This window comes from Bradyrhizobium sp. IAR9, from assembly GCF_013408065.1.
In the GTDB taxonomy this organism is placed as follows: domain Bacteria; phylum Pseudomonadota; class Alphaproteobacteria; order Rhizobiales; family Xanthobacteraceae; genus Bradyrhizobium.
Genome location: NZ_JACBZW010000001.1, coordinates 1,137,326 through 1,154,154, shown reverse-complemented (window position 1 = coordinate 1,154,154; position 16,829 = coordinate 1,137,326). Strand labels below are relative to the sequence as shown.

Genomic DNA, 16,829 nt, shown 5'->3' with positions numbered 1-16,829 from the left:
GGATTCGAGATGCGGATTCTGGGGGCATCGTTGGGGATCGGGCTTGCAGCTTGCTGCATCGCGTCTGCGCGCGCCCAGTCGATCAATCCCGGCGTGATCCAGAACGACGTCGACCGGCAGCGGCGGCAGCTCGAGCAGCAGAGCGCGCCGCCCAAGCTCACCGGGCCGGCGGTGATCGGCGGCGAGCGGGAAAAGTCCCAGCTCCTGAAGCCGGGCGGGCCGAAATTTCGCCTGCGCAAGGTCACGTTCGACGAGTCCAAGTTCATCACGCCGGCGGAGCTGGATGAGATCGCGAAGAAATATGTCGGCAAGGACGTCGACATCGCCTCGCTGTTGCAGCTCGTTGCCGACATCAATGCGGTCTATGCCGCGCGCGGCATCGTCACGGGCATCGCGACCCTGCCCGAGCAGGACGCCAAGGGCGGCGTCGTCCGCGTCAAGCTAACCGAAGGCCGGCTGCAGAAGACGACGGTCGAGGGCAACAAGCAGACCCGCACCGATTACATCCTCGATCGCGTGAAGGAGCCCGAAGGCGAGGTCCTCGACGTTCCAAAGCTCAACCGCGACGTGATCTGGTTCAACCGTACCAACGACGTCCAGATCAAGGCGCTGCTGCAGCCCGGCACGAGCTTCGGCCTCACCGACCTCCAATTCGCGGTGATCGAGCCGCCGGTCGACACCTTGCAGCTCTTCACCGACAACCAGGGTTCCGAGAACACGGGGCGTTGGGAAGGCGGTGCCTTCTACAAGCGCCACGGCCTGTTCGGCGTCGACGACCGCCTGACCTTCTACGGCGTCCGTTCCGACGGCAATCTCAACGGCAACGTCGCCTACAGCATCCCGGTCAATCCCTGGGGCGGCCGCGCCGGCGTCAGCTATACCGAAGGCAAGATCAAGATCGTCCAGGGGCCGTTCGTCGCGCTCGACGTCACCGGCCGCTCGAGCCAGGCCGCGGTCAATTTCAGCCAGCCGGTCTGGGTGACCCAGGACTGGCTGGTGCTGCTCAACGCCGCCTTGACCGAGGGCAAGACCGTCAGCCGCTTTGCCACGGTCGCCGTCACCGACGACCACTACGACAAGACCACGGCCGGAATTTCGGTGACCAAGTCCGGCAACACCTATTCGATCACGGTCTCACCGGCAGTGAACTACATCGCGTGGCATGACTATGTGCTCGGCAACAACCGCGCGTTCAACACCTATACCGGCTCGCTGATCGCGACGAGCGCCGCAGGGCCCCAGAACTTCAGCGCCAATGTGCTGGCGAGCTGGCAGTACACGCAGGAGAAGCTGCTGCCGGGCGATCAGATCTTCTCGATCGGCGGCCCCACCACCGTACGCGGTTATCCCTCCAATGCGGCTTCCGGCGACAGCGGCTATTATCTCAACGCCGAACTGCATTACAACTGGTCGCAATGGCTGAGGGGTTTCGACACCTACGTCTTCACCGACTGGGGTGCGGTGTATTCGACCTTCCCCGGCGTCACCGAAATGGCCTCTGTCGGCGTCGGCTTCTCCTGGACTTATGCGTCGTTCATGACGTTCGAGGCGAATTACGCGACGCCGCTGAAGATGGCGGTCTCGACCCAGAACCATTACGAGGCCTATGGCCGCGTCATCTTCCGGCCGCTGCTGATGTTCCAGAAGCCGGAGCCACCCGCGCCTGTGGCGGCGGTGGCCGGCAGGAGCAGGTCGTAGCGTCTCCGTCATGGCCCGGCGTGTCCGGCCATCCACGTTCTTTTGACGTGGAAACGAAGACGTGGATGCCGGGACACGCCCGGGCATGACGAGCTTGGGGTCAACGCCGCAACGTAAACTCGTCTGCGCCGCGCCGGTGCTCCCATTTCGCCTGCTCCAGCTCGGGCTGGTTGCATTCGACTTCCGGATAGCCGATGCAGAGATAGGCGATGAACTTCCAGGTATTGGGCACGTCGAGAACGGCGTGGATACGATTCGGATTGAGGATCGAGATCCAGCCGATGCCAATGCTCTCTGCGCGTGCGGCGAGCCACATCGCGGTGATGGCAGCGACCACGGAATACTCGGTGGTTTCCGGCATGGTCGCGCGGCCGAGGCCGTGGCCGATGTCGCTGGCCTTGTCGGCGAACACGGCGAGGTGTCCGGGGGCCTGTTCGAGGCCCGACAATTTCAGCGTGGCGTAGCGGGCCGCACGTTCGCCGGAATAGCAGTTCAGCGCGTCGGCGTTGCACGCCGTGAAATCGTCGATGATGGCGCGACGTCGTGCGGCATCATCGACGGTGACGAAGCGCCAGGGCTGGCTCAGGCCGACCGAGGGCGAGAGACAAGCGGTCTCGATCAGGCGATCGATGGCGCCGGCCGGCAGCGGGTCAGCTCGAAAGCGGCGGACGTCGCGGCGCCACACGAACAGCTCGCGCAAGTGCTGACGGAAGGTGTCGTCGAACTCGACCATGAGATCAGCCTCCCATCCGGAAGGATGCCGCGACCAGCAGAATGAGGATCTCGCCGATCTGCTCGAAGGCACCGAGGATGTCGCCGGTCTGCCCGCCGATCTGGCGCACGGCAAGCCGCGCCAGCAACAGGCCGGCGAGCGACAGCAGGATCAGGCCGACCAGCGCCTTGCCCGGCCCCAACGCGAGAGCGAGCGCGAGCGTTCCAAGAGCGAAGGCGACGGCGATGCTGCGGCCCGGCGGCGGTCCCGCGCTCGCCGACAGCCCGTCAGGCCGCGCTGGCGGTACCAATGACATGAAGGCCGGCACGCCGGCGCGGGCGGCGGCATGCGCTGACAACAGTGCAAATGCAACCAGCAAGGGATCGGCGATCGCTGCGAGTGCGCTCCAGCGCAGGCCGAACGACACAATCAGCGCGCAGACGCCGTAGGTCCCGATCCGACTGTCACGCATGATCTCGAGCTTGCGCTCGCGCGTGCGACCGCCGCCGAGCCCGTCGGCGGTGTCGGCGAGACCGTCTTCGTGCAGCGCGCCGGTGATGAGGGCGGTCGTCGCGAGTGCAAGCAGGGCAGCAATGTTCGGCGTCAGTCCGAAGCGGATGGCCACCTTGTAGACGAAAGCGCCGGCAAGGCCGACCAGCAGTCCCGCGACGGGTAGCGCCCAGGTCGCGCGCGCGACGGCGCCGTCGCCTGCAGGCTTCGACGATGCGACGGGAAGGATCGTGACGAACGACGCTGCCATCCTGAGATCGGCGACGACGTCCTTGAAGAGCTCGGCGCGCGGCATCATTTCAATTTCATGGGCAAACCGGCGACGACGAACTCGACCTCGTCGGCGGCTTCGGCGATGATCTGGTTCATGATGCCGGCGGCGTCGCGATAGCTGCGCGCCAGCGCGTTGTCGGGGACGATACCGAGACCGACCTCGTTGGTGACGAGGACGACCGGGCTTTTCAGGCGGGGCAGGGCGGCCGCGAGTTCGGTCACTTCACGCTCCCAGTCGCGTTCCGCATGCATCAGGTTGGAAAGCCACAGTGTCAGGCAGTCCACCAGCCGTGCGCCGCCGCCATCGCTTGCGATCAGCGCGGGCACGAGATCGAGCGGCACTTCGCGCTCGATCCAGTCGGTTCCGCGGCGCGCGCGATGCTTTGCGATGCGCGCCTCCATTTCGGTATCGAGTGCCTCCGCCGTCGCGACATAGACGGGCTGCCCGGGAAAAGCGCGCGTGCACGTTTCTGCACGCTTGCTCTTGCCCGATCGCGCTCCGCCCGTGATCAAGATGACGGCCATAAAGGTCTCCTGTGGGCCTGACTAATCACCAAACGCGGCCAAAGACAAAGCCGAAATCAGCCGGGCGGGGGCTTGCGCTCTGCCTTCGCTTTGCGCAACAGGGGCGGGACAGGAGGCGTGTGTGGGCTTTGCGGGTGCGATGGTGGTGGCGATGGCGGTGGATGCCCTCCTCGGCTGGCCGTCGTGGCTGTTCGCGCGGATCGGTCATCCCGTGACCTGGCTGGGTCGGCTGATCGGTGCCATCGACATCACGTGGAATCGCGCGTCCGATCCGCCGGCGCTCCGCCGCGCTGCTGGTGTCGCCGGAGCGCTCCTGGTGATCGGATTTTCCGTTGCGATCGGCTGCGCGCTTCAGGCCTTGCTTTCCTCGGGTTGGATCCAGATCGTGCTGATCGGCATCCTGGCCTGGCCCTTGGTCGCTTCGCGCTCGCTACATGACCACGTCGCCGCCGTCGCGAATCCTCTGATGGCCGGTGACATCACCGCCGCGCGCGAGGCAGTCTCGCGCATCGTCGGCCGTGATCCCGCAGCGCTCGATGAAGCCGGGATCGCGCGCGCGGCGATCGAGAGCCTTGCGGAGAATGCCTCCGACGGCATCGTGGCGCCGGTGTTTTGGGGCGCGCTGCTCGGGCTGCCGGGCATCATCGGCTACAAGGCGATCAACACGCTGGACTCCATGATCGGCCATCGCAGCGAACGGCACGAGGCCTTCGGCTGGGCGGCGGCGCGCATCGACGATGTCGCCAATTTCATTCCGGCACGGCTGACCGGATGTCTGTTCGTGCTGCTGGCTCCTCGGCGATCGGAGGCGCTGTCATGCATGACGCGCGATGCACGCCGTCACCGCTCGCCCAATGCCGGCTGGCCGGAAGCGGCCATGGCCGGCGCGCTCGGCGTCCGGCTCAGCGGCCCTCGCATCTATCACGGCAGCGCGACCGACGAGCCCTGGCTGAACGAAGGCGCGCGCGACCCGCGCGCCGCTGATATCGCCGAGGCACTGACGGTCTACCGCCGCGCCATGATGCTGCTCGCCGGCCTGCTTGCGATCCTGGCCTTCGCGTGAAAGAACGGGGCATGCGCGAGCACGGTGGAAATCTGGATCTGGCACAGCAGCGTTTTGGCGGACGCGCGGAAGACTGGATCGATCTGTCGACAGGGATCAACCGGCTGCCTTATCCCGTGGCCGAGATCGATCCGCACCATTGGAATGCGCTGCCGTCGCGATCCGACATCAACGCCCTGCATCAGGCGGCGCAGCATGCCTATCGCACCAGCGCACCGCTCGTTGCGATGGGCGGCGCGCAAGCTGCCATTCAATTGCTGCCGCAACTGGTACCAACCGGCCGCGCCCGCATCCTCGGACCGACCTACAATGAATACGCAGGGGTTCTGTCGGCTGCAGGCTGGGATGTCCAGGAGGCCAGCGAGCTCGACGCGCTGGCAGGCGCGGATCTCGCCATCGTCGTCAATCCCAACAATCCCGGCGGTCAGCATCATGCACCGAAGGATCTGCTCGCACTGCTGCCGCGCGTCGGCCGCCTCGTCATCGACGAGAGCTTTGTCGACGCCGTTCCGCTGCTGTCGCTTGCATCGGAAGCCGGTCGGCCGGGACTGCTGATCCTGCGCTCCTTCGGAAAGTTCTATGGTCTTGCCGGCCTGCGGCTCGGCTTCGCGATCGGCAATGCCGCCGACATAGGCAAGCTTGCGTCGATGTCGGGTCCATGGCCGGTTTCGGGAGCGGCGATCGCGATCGGCTGTCGCGCGTTGCGTGACGACGCCTGGGCCGAGGCCACGTCAGCGCGACTTGCCCGGGACTGTGTTCGCCTCGATGCCATCGCGCACGCGCAAGGCTGGATGCTGCTTGGGGGGACGCCGCTGTTCCGTCTCTACGAGACGCCCGGCGCGCTCGCCGCGCAAGAGAGATTGGCACGAAGCCATATCTGGTCGCGCGTCTTCGCACAAAGGCCGAGATGGCTGCGCCTCGGGCTTCCGGGCAGCGAAGCCGAATGGACGCGGCTTGCCGAGGTGCTAGCGCGCTAGCGCGAGCAGTCCTTCCACGTCGAGATGCTTTTCGATGTGATCGGCCAGCGCATCGAGCGCGCTTTCGACCCTGGCTTGATAGGGCTCGCCACCTGCGGGAATGTCGAGCCTGGCCAGATACGCCTTGCGGAAATCATCCGACGTGAACAGGCCGTGCAGATAGCTGCCCTGCACGCGGCCATCGCGCGAGATCGCGCCTTCGGGCCCGCCGTTCAGCTTCGCAAACGGGCGCGCGCGATCCGGCCCGTCAGTGCGGCCGATGTGGATTTCGTACGCCTCGATTGGCTGGTCCGTGTCGGTATGCACGGCCGCGACACGCGTCAGCGTCTTCTGCGGACTCATCACCGTGTCCACGTCCAGAAGTCCGAGGCCCGGCGTGTCGCCTGCGGTGCCTTCGATGCCGTCAGGATCGGCGACGCTGCGTCCGAGCATCTGATAGCCGCCGCAGAGACCGAGCACATGGCCGCCCCTGCGGTGATGCGCGAGCAAATCGATGTCCCAGCCCTGCGCGCGCAGGAAGGCGAGATCGCCGCGGGTGGATTTCGAGCCAGGGATGATGACGAGGCGGACATCGCCCGGGATCGGCTCGCCCGCGCGTACCATCACGAGGTCGACGCCCGGCTCGAGCTTGAGCGGATCGAGATCGTCGAAATTGGCGATCCGCGACAGCGCCAGGCAGGCGATCTTGCACTGGCCCGGCTTGCGCGCGTCGCTGAGGCCGAGCGCGTCCTCGGCCGGCAGCTCGCCGGCGCGCGCGAACCAGGGCAGCACGCCGAAGCCGAGCCAGGCCGTTCTTTGTTCGATCAGCCTGTAGCCATCGTCGAACAGCGAGGGATCGCCGCGGAACTTGTTGATGACAAAACCCTGGATCATCGCGGCATCGTCGGGGTCGATCACGGTCTTGATGCCGACCAGCTGGGCGATGACGCCGCCGCGGTCGATGTCGCCGACCAGCACGACCGGCACGTCCGCCTTGCGCGCAAAGCCCATATTGGCGATGTCGGCCTTGCGCAAATTGACCTCGGCCGGACTGCCGGCGCCTTCCACCAGCACCAGATCGGCCCGCGCCTTCAGCCGCTCAAAGCTCTCCAGCACTGCGCCCATCAGCGATGGCTTCATCGCGGCATAGTCGCGGGCACGCGCGGTCGCGATGCGCTTTCCGTGGACGATCACCTGCGCGCCGATGTCGGTCTCGGGCTTGAGCAGCACGGGGTTCATGTCGGTGTGCGGTTCGACGCGAGCGGCCAGCGCCTGCAGCGCCTGGGCGCGGCCGATCTCGCCGCCATCAACGGTGACGGCGGCATTGTTCGACATGTTCTGCGGCTTGAACGGGAGCACGCGCAGGCCGCGCCGGGTGAAGGCACGCGCGAGACCGGCGACGATGAGCGACTTGCCCACGTCCGAGCCGGCCCCCTGGATCATCAGCGCGCGTGCCATCGAACTCAGAACTCGACGCCGGCCTGTGCCTTGATGCCGGAGCGGAAGGGATGTTTCACCAGCGTCATCTCGGTGACGAGATCGGCGATCTCGATCAACTCGTCCTTGGCGTTGCGGCCGGTGAGGACGACATGCGTCATCGGCGGCTTCGAGGTGGTCAGAAACTCGACGATCTCGGCGATGTCGAGATAGTCGTAGCGCAGCGCGATGTTGATCTCGTCGAGCACGACCATGCGCAGGCTCTCATCGAGGATCAGCTCCTTGGCCTTCTCCCAGCCGGCGCGCGCGGCGGCGATGTCGCGGGCGCGGTCCTGCGTCTCCCACGTAAAACCTTCGCCCATGGCGTGGAACTGGCAGAGGTCGCCGAAATGGCCAGTGAGCAGGCGCCGCTCGCCGGTATCCCAGGCGCCCTTGATGAATTGCACGACTGCGCAGGGAAAGCCATGCGCGACGCAGCGGACGATCATGCCGAAGGCCGACGAGGACTTGCCCTTGCCGGCCCCGGTGTGGACGATGATGAGGCCCTTTTCGCCGCTCTTGGTCGCCATGATCTTGTCGCGGGCGGCCTTCTTCTTCGCCATTTTCGTGGCGTGGCGGGTGTCGGTTTCTTCGGCCGTTTTTGTATCCGGTTCAGGCGTCATCGGGTCCCGGTCCTTCGGCTTGACAAGTGGCGGCCACCGGCAAATGGTGGCCCGGCGTTGGTTCCTGTCCTATGACAGGCGAAGAGGGAATGCGATAGGGTCCGAATCGGCAAGATTTGGGTCCAAAATGCAGCCGCCCCCGCGACCGTGACCGGAGAGATGTCCGAAGCCACTGATTCCCTCAGGGAATCGGGAAGGCGGGGATCGAAGGGGAAAACCCTGCTCCGCAAGCCGGGAGACCTGCCAGCGCGGACGAGTTTTGGACCGGCGGACGGGGTGTTCCGCGACGGGGAAAACGGGCCTTCTGAAGAATGGTCCGTGTGCCTCATCGCCTCCCGCTGTTATCTGGAAGAGGCGATGACCGTCACACTTCACGTCTGCATCACCTGCCGTGCCGGCGAGACGCCAGGCGAGGGCGAGGCGACGCCCGGCAAGCGCCTGCATGGGGCGATCCTCGACGCGGGCGTGCCCGAGGGTGTCAATGTGGTTCCCGTCGAATGCCTGTCGGCCTGCAACCAGGGTTGCTCGGTCGCACTGAGCGCGCCCGGCCGGTGGTCTTACGTCTATGGCCGCCTGTCGGATGCAAATGCGCAGGATGTGGTCGCGGGCGCCGCGGCCTATGCGGCCGCGCCTGACGGCCTTGTGCCCTGGCGCAGCCGGCCGGAAATATTCCGCAAGCAGTCGCTTGCCCGCGTTCCCCCCATTGCCGTCGTGCCGGAGGCCGCCGAATGAACTCGCTCGCAAAAGTCCCCGTGACGGTGGTCACCGGTTTTCTCGGCTCGGGCAAGACGACGCTGATCCAGCATCTGCTCAGCAATGCCGGCGGCAAGAAGCTCGCGGTGCTCGTCAACGAGTTCGGCAGTGAGGGCGTCGACGGCGAGATCTTGAAATCCTGCGCCGATGCCAATTGCCCGGAGGAGAACATCGTCGAGCTCGCCAATGGCTGCATCTGCTGCACGGTTGCCGACGATTTCATTCCGACCATGGAAAAACTACTGGCGCGGCCCGTGCGACCCGATCATATCCTGATCGAGACCTCGGGCCTGGCGCTGCCCAAGCCGCTGCTGAAGGCATTCGACTGGCCGGAGATCCGTTCGCGGATCACCGTCGACGGCGTGATCGCGCTCGCCGATGCCGAGGCTGTCGCCGCTGGCCGCTTTGCGCCGGATCCTGACGCCGTCGAAGCGCAGCGCGCGGCGGACGAGAATTTGGACCATGAGACGCCGCTGTCGGAAGTGTTCGAGGATCAGATCGCCTGCGCCGACATCGTGCTGCTGACCAAGGCCGACCTCGCTGGGGCGGCGGGACTTGAAGCGGCCAAGGCTGCCATCACCGCCGAGATGCCGCGCCGCGTGCCGATGCTCCCCGTGACCGACGGTGCGATCGATGCGCGCGTCATCCTCGGTCTTGGCGCCGCCGCCGAGAACGATCTCGCCGCGCGTCCCTCGCATCATGACGGCGAGGAAGAGCACGAGCACGATGATTTCGCCTCGGTCGTGGTCGACCTCCCTGAAGTCGCCGACGTCGATGCGCTGGTCGCATCCGTCCAGAAGCTGGCGCGCGAGCAGAACGTGCTGCGCGCTAAGGGCTACATCGCGGTCGCGGGCAAGCCGATGCGGCTGCTGCTGCAGGCGGTCGGCGAGCGTGTGCGCCACCAGTTCGACAAGCCCTGGGGCGCAGGTCACAGGCAGTCGAAGCTCGTCGTGATCGGCGAGCACGGCGATATCGACGAGGCTGCCATCAAGGCAGGACTAGGTATCTGATGCACGTCGTCTTCCGCGAGAGCCGCGGTCTGGAGGAGACCGCGACGCCAAGGGATATCGGCCAGGACCCGGCCGATCTCGTGGTGCTCTCGTATTCGGATTCGGATCTCGCGGCGTTCGCAGCCGGCTGGCGGCGTGGTCGCGAGAGCCTGCCGTCATTGCGGCTCGCCAATCTCGCGGAGCTGCGCCATCCGCTGTCAGTGGACACCTATATCGAGCGCACGCTGTCTCAGGCGCGTGGCATTCTGGTTCGTCTGATTGGTGGTGAGTCCTACTGGCCGTATGGTCTGGCTGCGCTCCGGCAGCTCGCCAAGGACCGTGGCATTGTGCTGGCCGTGCTGCCGGCCGACGGCCGCGACGATCCGCGGCTGGATGGATACTCGACCGTGCCGGTCTCGACGCTGCGCCGGCTCAAGGTGCTCTGCGACACTGGCGGACCGGTCGCCGCGCAAGCCGCGATCGCACAGCTCGCACTGGCTTCGGGACTCTATGCCGGGCCTGTTATCGGCGACACCGCCGTGCCCGAGATGGGGTTCTACGATCCCGCCCGCGGCGTCATTGCGGCACCGGCGCACGGCGAGGGCAAGCCGCGTGTGCTGGTAACGTTCTATCGCTCATATCTCACCGCCGCGGATACGGGCCCGGTCGATGCCCTGATCGCAGAGCTGCGCGGGCGCGGCTTTGAAGCCTGCGGCGTGTTCGTGACCTCGCTGAAGGCCGCGGGCGTCGCGGATTGGTTGCGGGCGCATCTTGCACAAAATCCTCCGGCGGCGATCGTCAACGCGACGGCGTTCTCCGCGGCTGGCGACGACAGCACGACGCCGTTCGATGCCGCAGCGTGCCCGGTGTTCCAGGTCGCGCTCTCCACCGCCCGGCGCGAGGACTGGGCGGACTCGCTGCGCGGCCTGTCGCCCGGCGATCTCGCGATGCATGTGGTGCTGCCCGAGGTCGATGGCCGTTTGTTCGCGGGCGTGGTGAGCTTCAAGTCGGCAGGGATGCGCGATCCCGATCTGCAATTCGCGCATCTGGCGCATCGCGCCGATGAGGGGCGCGTGACAGCCGTCGCCGCGCGCGTCGCGGCCTGGCGGCGCCTCGCGGAGACGCCGGCCGGTGAGAAGCACCTGGCGCTCGTGCTCTCGAACTATCCGGGCCGTCCGCACCAGATCGCGCATGCGGTCGGGCTCGATGCGCTGGCCTCGGTCGAGGCGTTGGTGTCCGATCTCGCTGAGGCCGGCTTCGATGTTGTTCCGGTCCATGCGCTCGGCGAGGCGCTGCTGAGGCAGCAGCTCACCTGGGGCATCGCCGATTATCGCGCGGCGCTTTCGCGCCTGCCGCAAGTTTTGCAGGATGATCTTGCGCAAGCCTGGGGCGCGCCGGAGAGTGATCCGAGCTGCCGCGACGGCGCGTTTCATTTCGCCGCGATCCAATGCGGCAAGTCGGTCATCGCGGTCCAGCCGGAACGCGGCGATGCGACCACGCGCGATACCGATTATCACGATCTCGCCCGCACGCCGCGCCACGCCTATGTCGCGTTCTATCTCCGGCTTCGGCAGCAGGCCTGTGACGCCGTCGTGCACATGGGCGCACATGGCACGCTGGAATGGCTGCCCGGGAAATCCGTGGCTCTGTCGTCCGCGTGCTGGCCGGAAGCCCTGATCGGCGATCTTCCAATCATCTATCCCTTCATCGTCAACGATCCCGGCGAGGCCGCGCAGGCGAAACGGCGCTTGGGGGCCGTCACCATCGGCCATCTGCCGCCGCCGCTCACCGCATCCGCCGTGCCGGAAGGCTTGCGCCGGCTCGAACAGCTCCTCGACGAATATTCGACCGCCGATGGTCTCGATCCCGCGCGCCGCCAGCGATTGATCGCAGCGATCCGTGATGAGGCGCGCGTGGCGGGCCTCGAAGACGATCTCGGTTTGGATGCCTCGGCCGCGCCGGCCGAAGCCATTCCGCGCATTGATCGCTTCGTCTGCGATCTCAAGGAAAGCCAGTTCGGCGACGGCCTGCATGTGTTCGGCCGCGGCGCCTGCGGCGATGCGGAGCGCGATGCGTTGCGTTCGGCACTTGCCGGCAAGCGCGTTGCGCCGGGACCGTCGGGCTCGCCCTATCGCGGCCGTCAGGACGTGTTGCCGACCGGACGCAATCTCTTTGCCGTCGATCCGCGCGCGGTGCCGACGCCGTCGGCGCATGCGCAGGGCATCAAGCTTGCCGAAGAGCTGCTGCGCCGCCATCTGCAGGATCATGGCGACTGGCCGAAGGGCCTCGTGGTCGATCTCTGGGGCTCGGCAACGATGCGCACCGCGGGCGAGGAATTTGCGATGGCGCTGCATCTGGCTGGCCTTGCGCCGCGCTGGGATCACGCCTCCGGCCGCGTCATCGGATACGACATCGTCGCGCCGGCCGAACTCGGCCGTCCCCGCATCGACGTCACGCTGCGGGTGTCGGGCCTGTTCCGCGACGTCTTCTCAGGCCTTGCGCAATTGTTCGAGGCCGCCTCCGAAGCGCTTGCGACACGCGAGGACGAGGGCGACGAGAATCCGTACCGCCACCGCGCCTCCCGCGTGTTCGCGCCGCGTCCCGGACAATACGGCGTCGGTCTATCGGCGATCCCCGATGCCTTCACGCCCGAGACACGCGAAGCCGCGGGCGAAGCCTGGTTGTCGGCATCGTCCTGGGCGTTCTCGGCCGACGGCGAGCTGCAGCCGAATCGTGCCGGCATCGAGCAGCGCCTTGCTTCGGCTGATGGCTTTGTCCATGTCCAGGATTTGCCGGAAACTGATCTGCTGCTCGCGGCCGATTATGCCGCGCATGAAGCCGGCGTTGCGGCGGCTGCAGCGCATCTCGGCGCGGCAGGACCCTCGCTCTATCACATCGACACGACTCGTCCCGAGCAGCCCCACGCGCGCACGCTGACCGAGGAGATCTCGCGCGTCGTCCGAGCGCGCGCCGCCAACCCGGCGTGGATCGCCGGCATGATGCGTCATGGTTTTCGCGGCGCCGCCGAGATCACCGCGACGCTGGAGCATATGGCCGCTTTCGCTCATCTCGCCGGCGCCGTGCCGCCGCATCTGTTCGATCTCTACTACGATGCGACGCTCGGCAATGACGACGTCCGCGCCTTCATGGCACGTGAAAATCCGTCCGCTCTCGCCGCGATGGAAACCTGTTTCGCGCGCCTGCACGATGCTGCGCTTTGGCAAACGCGCCGCAATTCGATCGCGGCGGCGCTGCGGGAGGCCTCGTGAGCGCGGCCACGGTCAAGGGCTGGTGTCCCGGCGCGCTGCGCCCGATGCTCTCGGGCGATGGGCTCGTGGTGCGCGTGCGTCCGTTCGGTGGGCGGCTCGAAGCACCACAAATCACAGGACTTGCCGAGCTCGCCGGGCAACACGGCAATGGTCTGATCGACGTGACGAGCCGCGCCAATCTGCAGATCAGGGGCGTCAGTGAAGAAGGCCATCGGCCGTTGATCGACGGCCTTGCGCGACTGGCGCTGCTCGATCCCGATCCGGCCACGGAAGCCCGTCGCAACATCCTCGTCACGCCGTTCTGGCGCGCTGGCGACGCGACACAATCGCTCGCCGCCGAGCTCGAAGAAGCGCTCGAGGATAACGCGCTCGCGCTTCCAACGAAGTTCGGCTTCGCGATCGATGACGGGACCTCGCGCGTGCTCGCCGGCGATTCCGCCGACATACGCATCGAGCGCGATCGCACGGGCGGTCTCCTGGTGCGGGCCGACGGCGCAAAGCTCGGCCGCTCCGTCGCACGCGGAGAGGCCGTGAGCACGGCGCTCGCGCTCGCAGGCTGGTTCCTGGTCTCCGGCGGTGCGACGGGCGGGCGAGGGCGCATGGCGGCCCACATCGCCTCCGGCGCGGCATTGCCTCAATCGCTGCGCGGCGAGACCGAGCCCGCGCCCGTGATGGCCGCCTCGCGCCCCGGGCACTATCCGCAAGGCGCGATGGTGGGCGTCGCGTTCGGGCAGATGCTGCATACGACGCTGCATCAGTTCGCCGGGTGCGGTCATGCGCTGCGCATGACGCCCTGGCGGATGGTGCTGAGCGAAGGCAAGCGCGAGATGCCGAGCGCGCCGGGCCTGATCACCGAGCCGTTTGATCCCGCGCTGCGCGTCATTGCCTGCAGTGGCGCACCGCGCTGCCGCGAAGCCCATGCCGATACGCGTGCGCTCGCAGCAGCGCTCGCCCCGCGCATCGCCGCCGATACGCGGCTCCACGTCTCCGGCTGCGGCAAGGGCTGTGCCCATTCCGGCACGGCCGCGGTCACGCTGGTGGCGACCCGTGCCGGATTCGATCTCGTCCGTGACGGCTCGATCCGCGACGAGCCGGTGTTGCGCGGCCTGAACGGCGCCGACATCGTCAGCGATCCCTCCATCCTGGTGGGAGGGAACTGATGCCGCACACTTACGAGACCGATGGCGCTGCGATCTACCGGCAGTCCTTTGCGACCATCCGCGCCGAGGCCGATCTTGCCCGCTTCTCGCCCGACGAGGAGCAAGTCGTGGTGCGGATGATCCATGCCGCCGGCATGGTGGGTCTTGAGGCGCATATCCGCTTCACCCCAGGCATGGCGATCGCTGCGCGCGCCGCCTTGCAGAAGGGCGCGCCGATCCTCTGCGACGCGCGCATGGTCTCGGAAGGGATTACGCGCGCAAGGTTGCCCGCAGCCAATGCTGTGATCTGCACGCTTGGCGACGAGACCGTGCCTGCACTCGCACAATCCATGCACAACACCCGCTCGGCCGCGGCGCTGGAGCTGTGGCGGCCGCATCTCGATGGCGCGGTAGTTGCGATCGGCAATGCGCCGACCGCGCTGTTTCATCTGCTCAACATGCTGGAGGACCGTGACTGCCCACGGCCCGCGGCGATCATCGGCTGTCCCGTCGGCTTCGTCGGCGCGGCCGAGTCCAAGGCCGCGCTGATGGCCAATCCGCCCGTGCCGGCGCTGACGGTCCAGGGCCGCCTCGGCGGCTCCGCGATCACCGTCGCCGCCGTCAATGCGCTGGCGAGCCGGAGCGAATAGCGATGGGACGCATCATCTGCTGCGGTCTCGGCCCCGGCGATCCTGATCTGATGAGCGTGCGCGCCGATCGCACCGTGCGCGCCGCGCAGCACGTCGCTTATTTCCGCAAGAAGGGCAGGCCGGGTCAGGCGCGGCGCATCGTCGAAGGCATGTTGGCGACCGATGTCACCGAATATCCCATGGAATATCCCGTTACGACGGAGATCGCCTTCGACAGCGCCGAGTATGTGCAGCTGCTCGCCGGCTTCTATGACGAATGGGCCGAGCGTCTGGCGCGGCTGGCGCGCGCCGTCGATGTCGTCGTGCTCTGCGAGGGCGATCCCTACTTTTACGGCTCCTTCATGCATCTGCACACGCGTCTGCAAGGCCGCGTCGAGATCGAGGTGATCGCGGGCATTCCCGGCATGGTCGGCTGCTGGAATGGTGTCGGACAGCCGATCGCGCTCGGCGATGACGTGACGACGGTGCTGATGGGGACGCTGGCTGAAGACGAGCTCGAGCGGCGTATGCGCGATTCCGATGCGCTCGTCGTCATGAAGACCGGCCGCAATCTCGCAAAGGTGCGCCGCGCGCTCAGCTCTGCCGGCCGGCTAGACGATGCCTGGCTGGTGGAGCGCGGCACCATGGCGGGCGAGCGCGTGGTGCGGCTCGCCGAGGTCGATGGCGCCGACTGTCCCTATTTCGCGATCGTGCTCGTGCACGGCAAGGGCCGGCACCTGGACGCTGCCGAATGACGGGCACGTTGACCATCGCGGGCCTCGGGCCGGGCAGCGATGCGCTGGTGACGCCCGAGGTCACGGCCGCGCTGGCTTCCGCAACCGACATTCTGGGTTACGCGCCCTATGTCGCGCGCGTGCCGCCGCGTGCTGGGCTGAAGCTGCATCCCTCGGATAACCGCGAGGAGCTGCAGCGTGCGAGCGAAGCGCTGCGGCTTGCCGCCAAAGGCGGTCAGGTCGTCGTCGTCTCCTCCGGCGATCCCGGCGTCTTCGCGATGGCCTCGGCCGTGTTCGAGGCGCTCGAACAGGCGCCGCAATGGCGGGATCTTTCGATTCGCGTGCTGCCTGGCATCACCGCGATGCTGGCGGCGGCCGCACGCGCCGGCGCGCCGCTCGGCCATGATTTCTGCGCGATCAATCTCTCCGACAATCTCAAGCCGTGGGCAGTCATCGAGAAGCGCCTGCGGCTCGCCGCCGAAGCCGATTTTTCGATTGCGATGTATAATCCGCGCTCGGCAAGCCGGCCGGAAGGTTTCGGCCGCGCGCTTGCAGTGTTGAAAGAGGCCGGCTGCGGCGAGCGCCTCGTGATTTTTGCACGCGCGATCAGCGCTTCTGACGAGAGCATCGAAACTGTCACGCTGAACGAAGCTCGGCCCGAGATGGCCGACATGCGGACGCTGGTGATCGTGGGAAATTCGCAGACGCGCCGGGTCGGCCGCTGGGTCTATGCGCCGAGGCGGGTAGAATGACCGAGCCACTGCATGATCTCGGCCACGCTCTCGACCCGCAACCGCTCGGGCAGCTCCGGCCGCGATATCATCATCACGGGCAGGCCGAGCATGCGGGCCGCGTCGATCTTGGCGCGCGCGCCGTCGCCGCCGGAATTGCGGGCGACGATCCAGCCGATGCCGCGCCTACGCAACAGATCAAGCTCACTGTCGAATGTGAACGGCCCGCGCGACACGATCACGTCGGCGGCGAAGGGCAGGGGCGCCTCCGGCGGATCGACGAACCGCAGCGTATAGGTATGCTGCGGTTTACTCGCGAACGGCGCGATATGCTGGCGGCCGATGGCGAGGAACACTTTTGCGGGCGCCTCGGGCAGCGCGGCGACGGCGGCGCTGACGTCCGTGACTTCGATCCAGTTGTCGCCGGGCGCTTTCGTCCAAGGCGGGCGCTCCAGCGCAATCAGCGGTGCGGCGGTTTCCGCGCACGCTTCGATCGCATTGCGGCTCATCTCGGCAGCGAACGGATGCGTCGCGTCGATCACATGCGTGATGCCTTCGCGGCGGATGTAATCGGCCAGTCCGCTAACGCCGCCAAAGCCGCCGATGCGGGTCGGCAGCGGCTGATCGGCCGGCGCGCGGGTGCGACCGCCATAGGAGTAGACGGCCTCGATGCCTGCGCGCGCGATCGCCGCGGCGAGCTGGCTCGCATCGGCAGTTCCGCCCAGAATGAGGGCGCGCCTCATGGCTGA

At 67.0% G+C, this 16,829-nt stretch carries 16 protein-coding genes and 1 riboswitch; of the genes, 10 read left to right on the top strand and 6 right to left on the bottom strand.

Translation table 11 applies throughout. The features are described from left to right. Positions 1-9: 9 nt before the first annotated feature. Positions 10-1,698, top strand: coding sequence for a ShlB/FhaC/HecB family hemolysin secretion/activation protein (locus GGD67_RS05445; RefSeq protein ID WP_179731351.1), 1,689 nt, complete (start codon positions 10-12; stop codon positions 1,696-1,698). Between the two features lie 100 nt (positions 1,699-1,798). Here GGD67_RS05445 and bluB read toward each other — a convergent pair whose 3' ends face one another. The 3 genes from bluB to cobU are packed head-to-tail and all read right to left on the bottom strand — an operon-like array spanning position 1,799 to position 3,718. After that, complete coding sequence (gene bluB, locus GGD67_RS05440; RefSeq protein ID WP_018315950.1) at positions 1,799-2,431, bottom strand: 5,6-dimethylbenzimidazole synthase; 633 nt, start codon at positions 2,429-2,431, stop codon at positions 1,799-1,801. Between the two features lie 4 nt (positions 2,432-2,435). Continuing rightward, positions 2,436-3,218 carry an adenosylcobinamide-GDP ribazoletransferase gene (gene cobS, locus GGD67_RS05435; protein WP_018315951.1) on the bottom strand — a complete coding sequence of 261 codons (783 nt, stop codon included), beginning with the start codon at positions 3,216-3,218 and terminating at the stop codon, positions 2,436-2,438. Beyond that, complete coding sequence (gene cobU / locus GGD67_RS05430; protein WP_018315952.1) at positions 3,215-3,718, bottom strand: bifunctional adenosylcobinamide kinase/adenosylcobinamide-phosphate guanylyltransferase; 504 nt, start codon at positions 3,716-3,718, stop codon at positions 3,215-3,217. The genes cobS and cobU overlap by 4 nt, the downstream gene beginning before the upstream one ends. Positions 3,719-3,839: 121 nt before the next feature. Between cobU and cbiB the strand changes: the two genes are divergently transcribed. Both cbiB and cobD read left to right on the top strand, forming a co-directional pair. Beyond that, on the top strand, positions 3,840-4,781 hold the full coding sequence (cbiB, locus tag GGD67_RS05425) for an adenosylcobinamide-phosphate synthase CbiB (RefSeq protein WP_179731349.1): 942 nt from the start codon (positions 3,840-3,842) through the stop codon (positions 4,779-4,781). Positions 4,782-4,792: 11 nt separating this feature from the next. Next, positions 4,793-5,758 (top strand): threonine-phosphate decarboxylase CobD, encoded by a 966-nt coding sequence (cobD, locus tag GGD67_RS05420; protein WP_179731347.1) that lies wholly within the window; start codon positions 4,793-4,795, stop codon positions 5,756-5,758. On the opposite strand, the gene GGD67_RS05415 is transcribed toward cobD, so the two are convergent. Together GGD67_RS05415 and cobO are read right to left on the bottom strand one after the other, a co-directional pair. Continuing rightward, positions 5,747-7,195: a cobyric acid synthase gene (locus GGD67_RS05415; protein ID WP_179731345.1), complete on the bottom strand. Its 1,449-nt coding sequence runs from the start codon at positions 7,193-7,195 to the stop codon at positions 5,747-5,749. The genes cobD and GGD67_RS05415 overlap by 12 nt on opposite strands. Positions 7,196-7,200: 5 nt before the next feature. Continuing rightward, entirely contained in the window at positions 7,201-7,836 is a 636-nt protein-coding gene (gene cobO, locus GGD67_RS05410) for a cob(I)yrinic acid a,c-diamide adenosyltransferase (RefSeq protein ID WP_018315956.1), read from the bottom strand. Between the two features lie 41 nt (positions 7,837-7,877). Continuing rightward, positions 7,878-8,099: riboswitch (cobalamin riboswitch) on the top strand. A gap of 94 nt (positions 8,100-8,193) precedes the next feature. Here cobO and GGD67_RS05405 point away from each other — a divergent pair. Genes GGD67_RS05405 through cobJ form a run of 7 tightly spaced genes read left to right on the top strand, consistent with a single transcriptional unit; the run spans position 8,194 to position 16,101 of the window. Beyond that, complete coding sequence (locus GGD67_RS05405) at positions 8,194-8,568, top strand: DUF1636 domain-containing protein (protein WP_179731343.1); 375 nt, start codon at positions 8,194-8,196, stop codon at positions 8,566-8,568. Continuing rightward, positions 8,565-9,599: a cobalamin biosynthesis protein CobW gene (gene cobW / locus GGD67_RS05400; RefSeq protein WP_179731342.1), complete on the top strand. Its 1,035-nt coding sequence runs from the start codon at positions 8,565-8,567 to the stop codon at positions 9,597-9,599. Before GGD67_RS05405 ends, cobW begins: the two co-directional genes overlap by 4 nt. After that, positions 9,599-12,847, top strand: a complete 3,249-nt coding sequence (gene cobN / locus GGD67_RS05395; protein WP_179731340.1) for a cobaltochelatase subunit CobN — start codon at positions 9,599-9,601, stop codon at positions 12,845-12,847. Before cobW ends, cobN begins: the two co-directional genes overlap by 1 nt. Further along, on the top strand, positions 12,844-14,007 hold the full coding sequence (gene cobG / locus GGD67_RS05390; protein ID WP_179731338.1) for a precorrin-3B synthase: 1,164 nt from the start codon (positions 12,844-12,846) through the stop codon (positions 14,005-14,007). The genes cobN and cobG overlap by 4 nt, the downstream gene beginning before the upstream one ends. After that, positions 14,007-14,636, top strand: a complete 630-nt coding sequence (locus GGD67_RS05385; RefSeq protein ID WP_179731336.1) for a precorrin-8X methylmutase — start codon at positions 14,007-14,009, stop codon at positions 14,634-14,636. The genes cobG and GGD67_RS05385 overlap by 1 nt, the downstream gene beginning before the upstream one ends. Before the next feature lie 2 nt (positions 14,637-14,638). After that, positions 14,639-15,370: a precorrin-2 C(20)-methyltransferase gene (locus GGD67_RS05380; protein ID WP_179731334.1), complete on the top strand. Its 732-nt coding sequence runs from the start codon at positions 14,639-14,641 to the stop codon at positions 15,368-15,370. Next, on the top strand, positions 15,367-16,101 hold the full coding sequence (gene cobJ / locus GGD67_RS05375) for a precorrin-3B C(17)-methyltransferase (RefSeq protein WP_179731332.1): 735 nt from the start codon (positions 15,367-15,369) through the stop codon (positions 16,099-16,101). The genes GGD67_RS05380 and cobJ overlap by 4 nt, the downstream gene beginning before the upstream one ends. On the opposite strand, the gene GGD67_RS05370 is transcribed toward cobJ, so the two are convergent. After that, complete coding sequence (locus GGD67_RS05370) at positions 16,077-16,823, bottom strand: cobalt-precorrin-6A reductase (RefSeq protein ID WP_179731330.1); 747 nt, start codon at positions 16,821-16,823, stop codon at positions 16,077-16,079. The genes cobJ and GGD67_RS05370 overlap by 25 nt on opposite strands. Between the last annotated feature and the right edge of the window lie 6 nt (positions 16,824-16,829).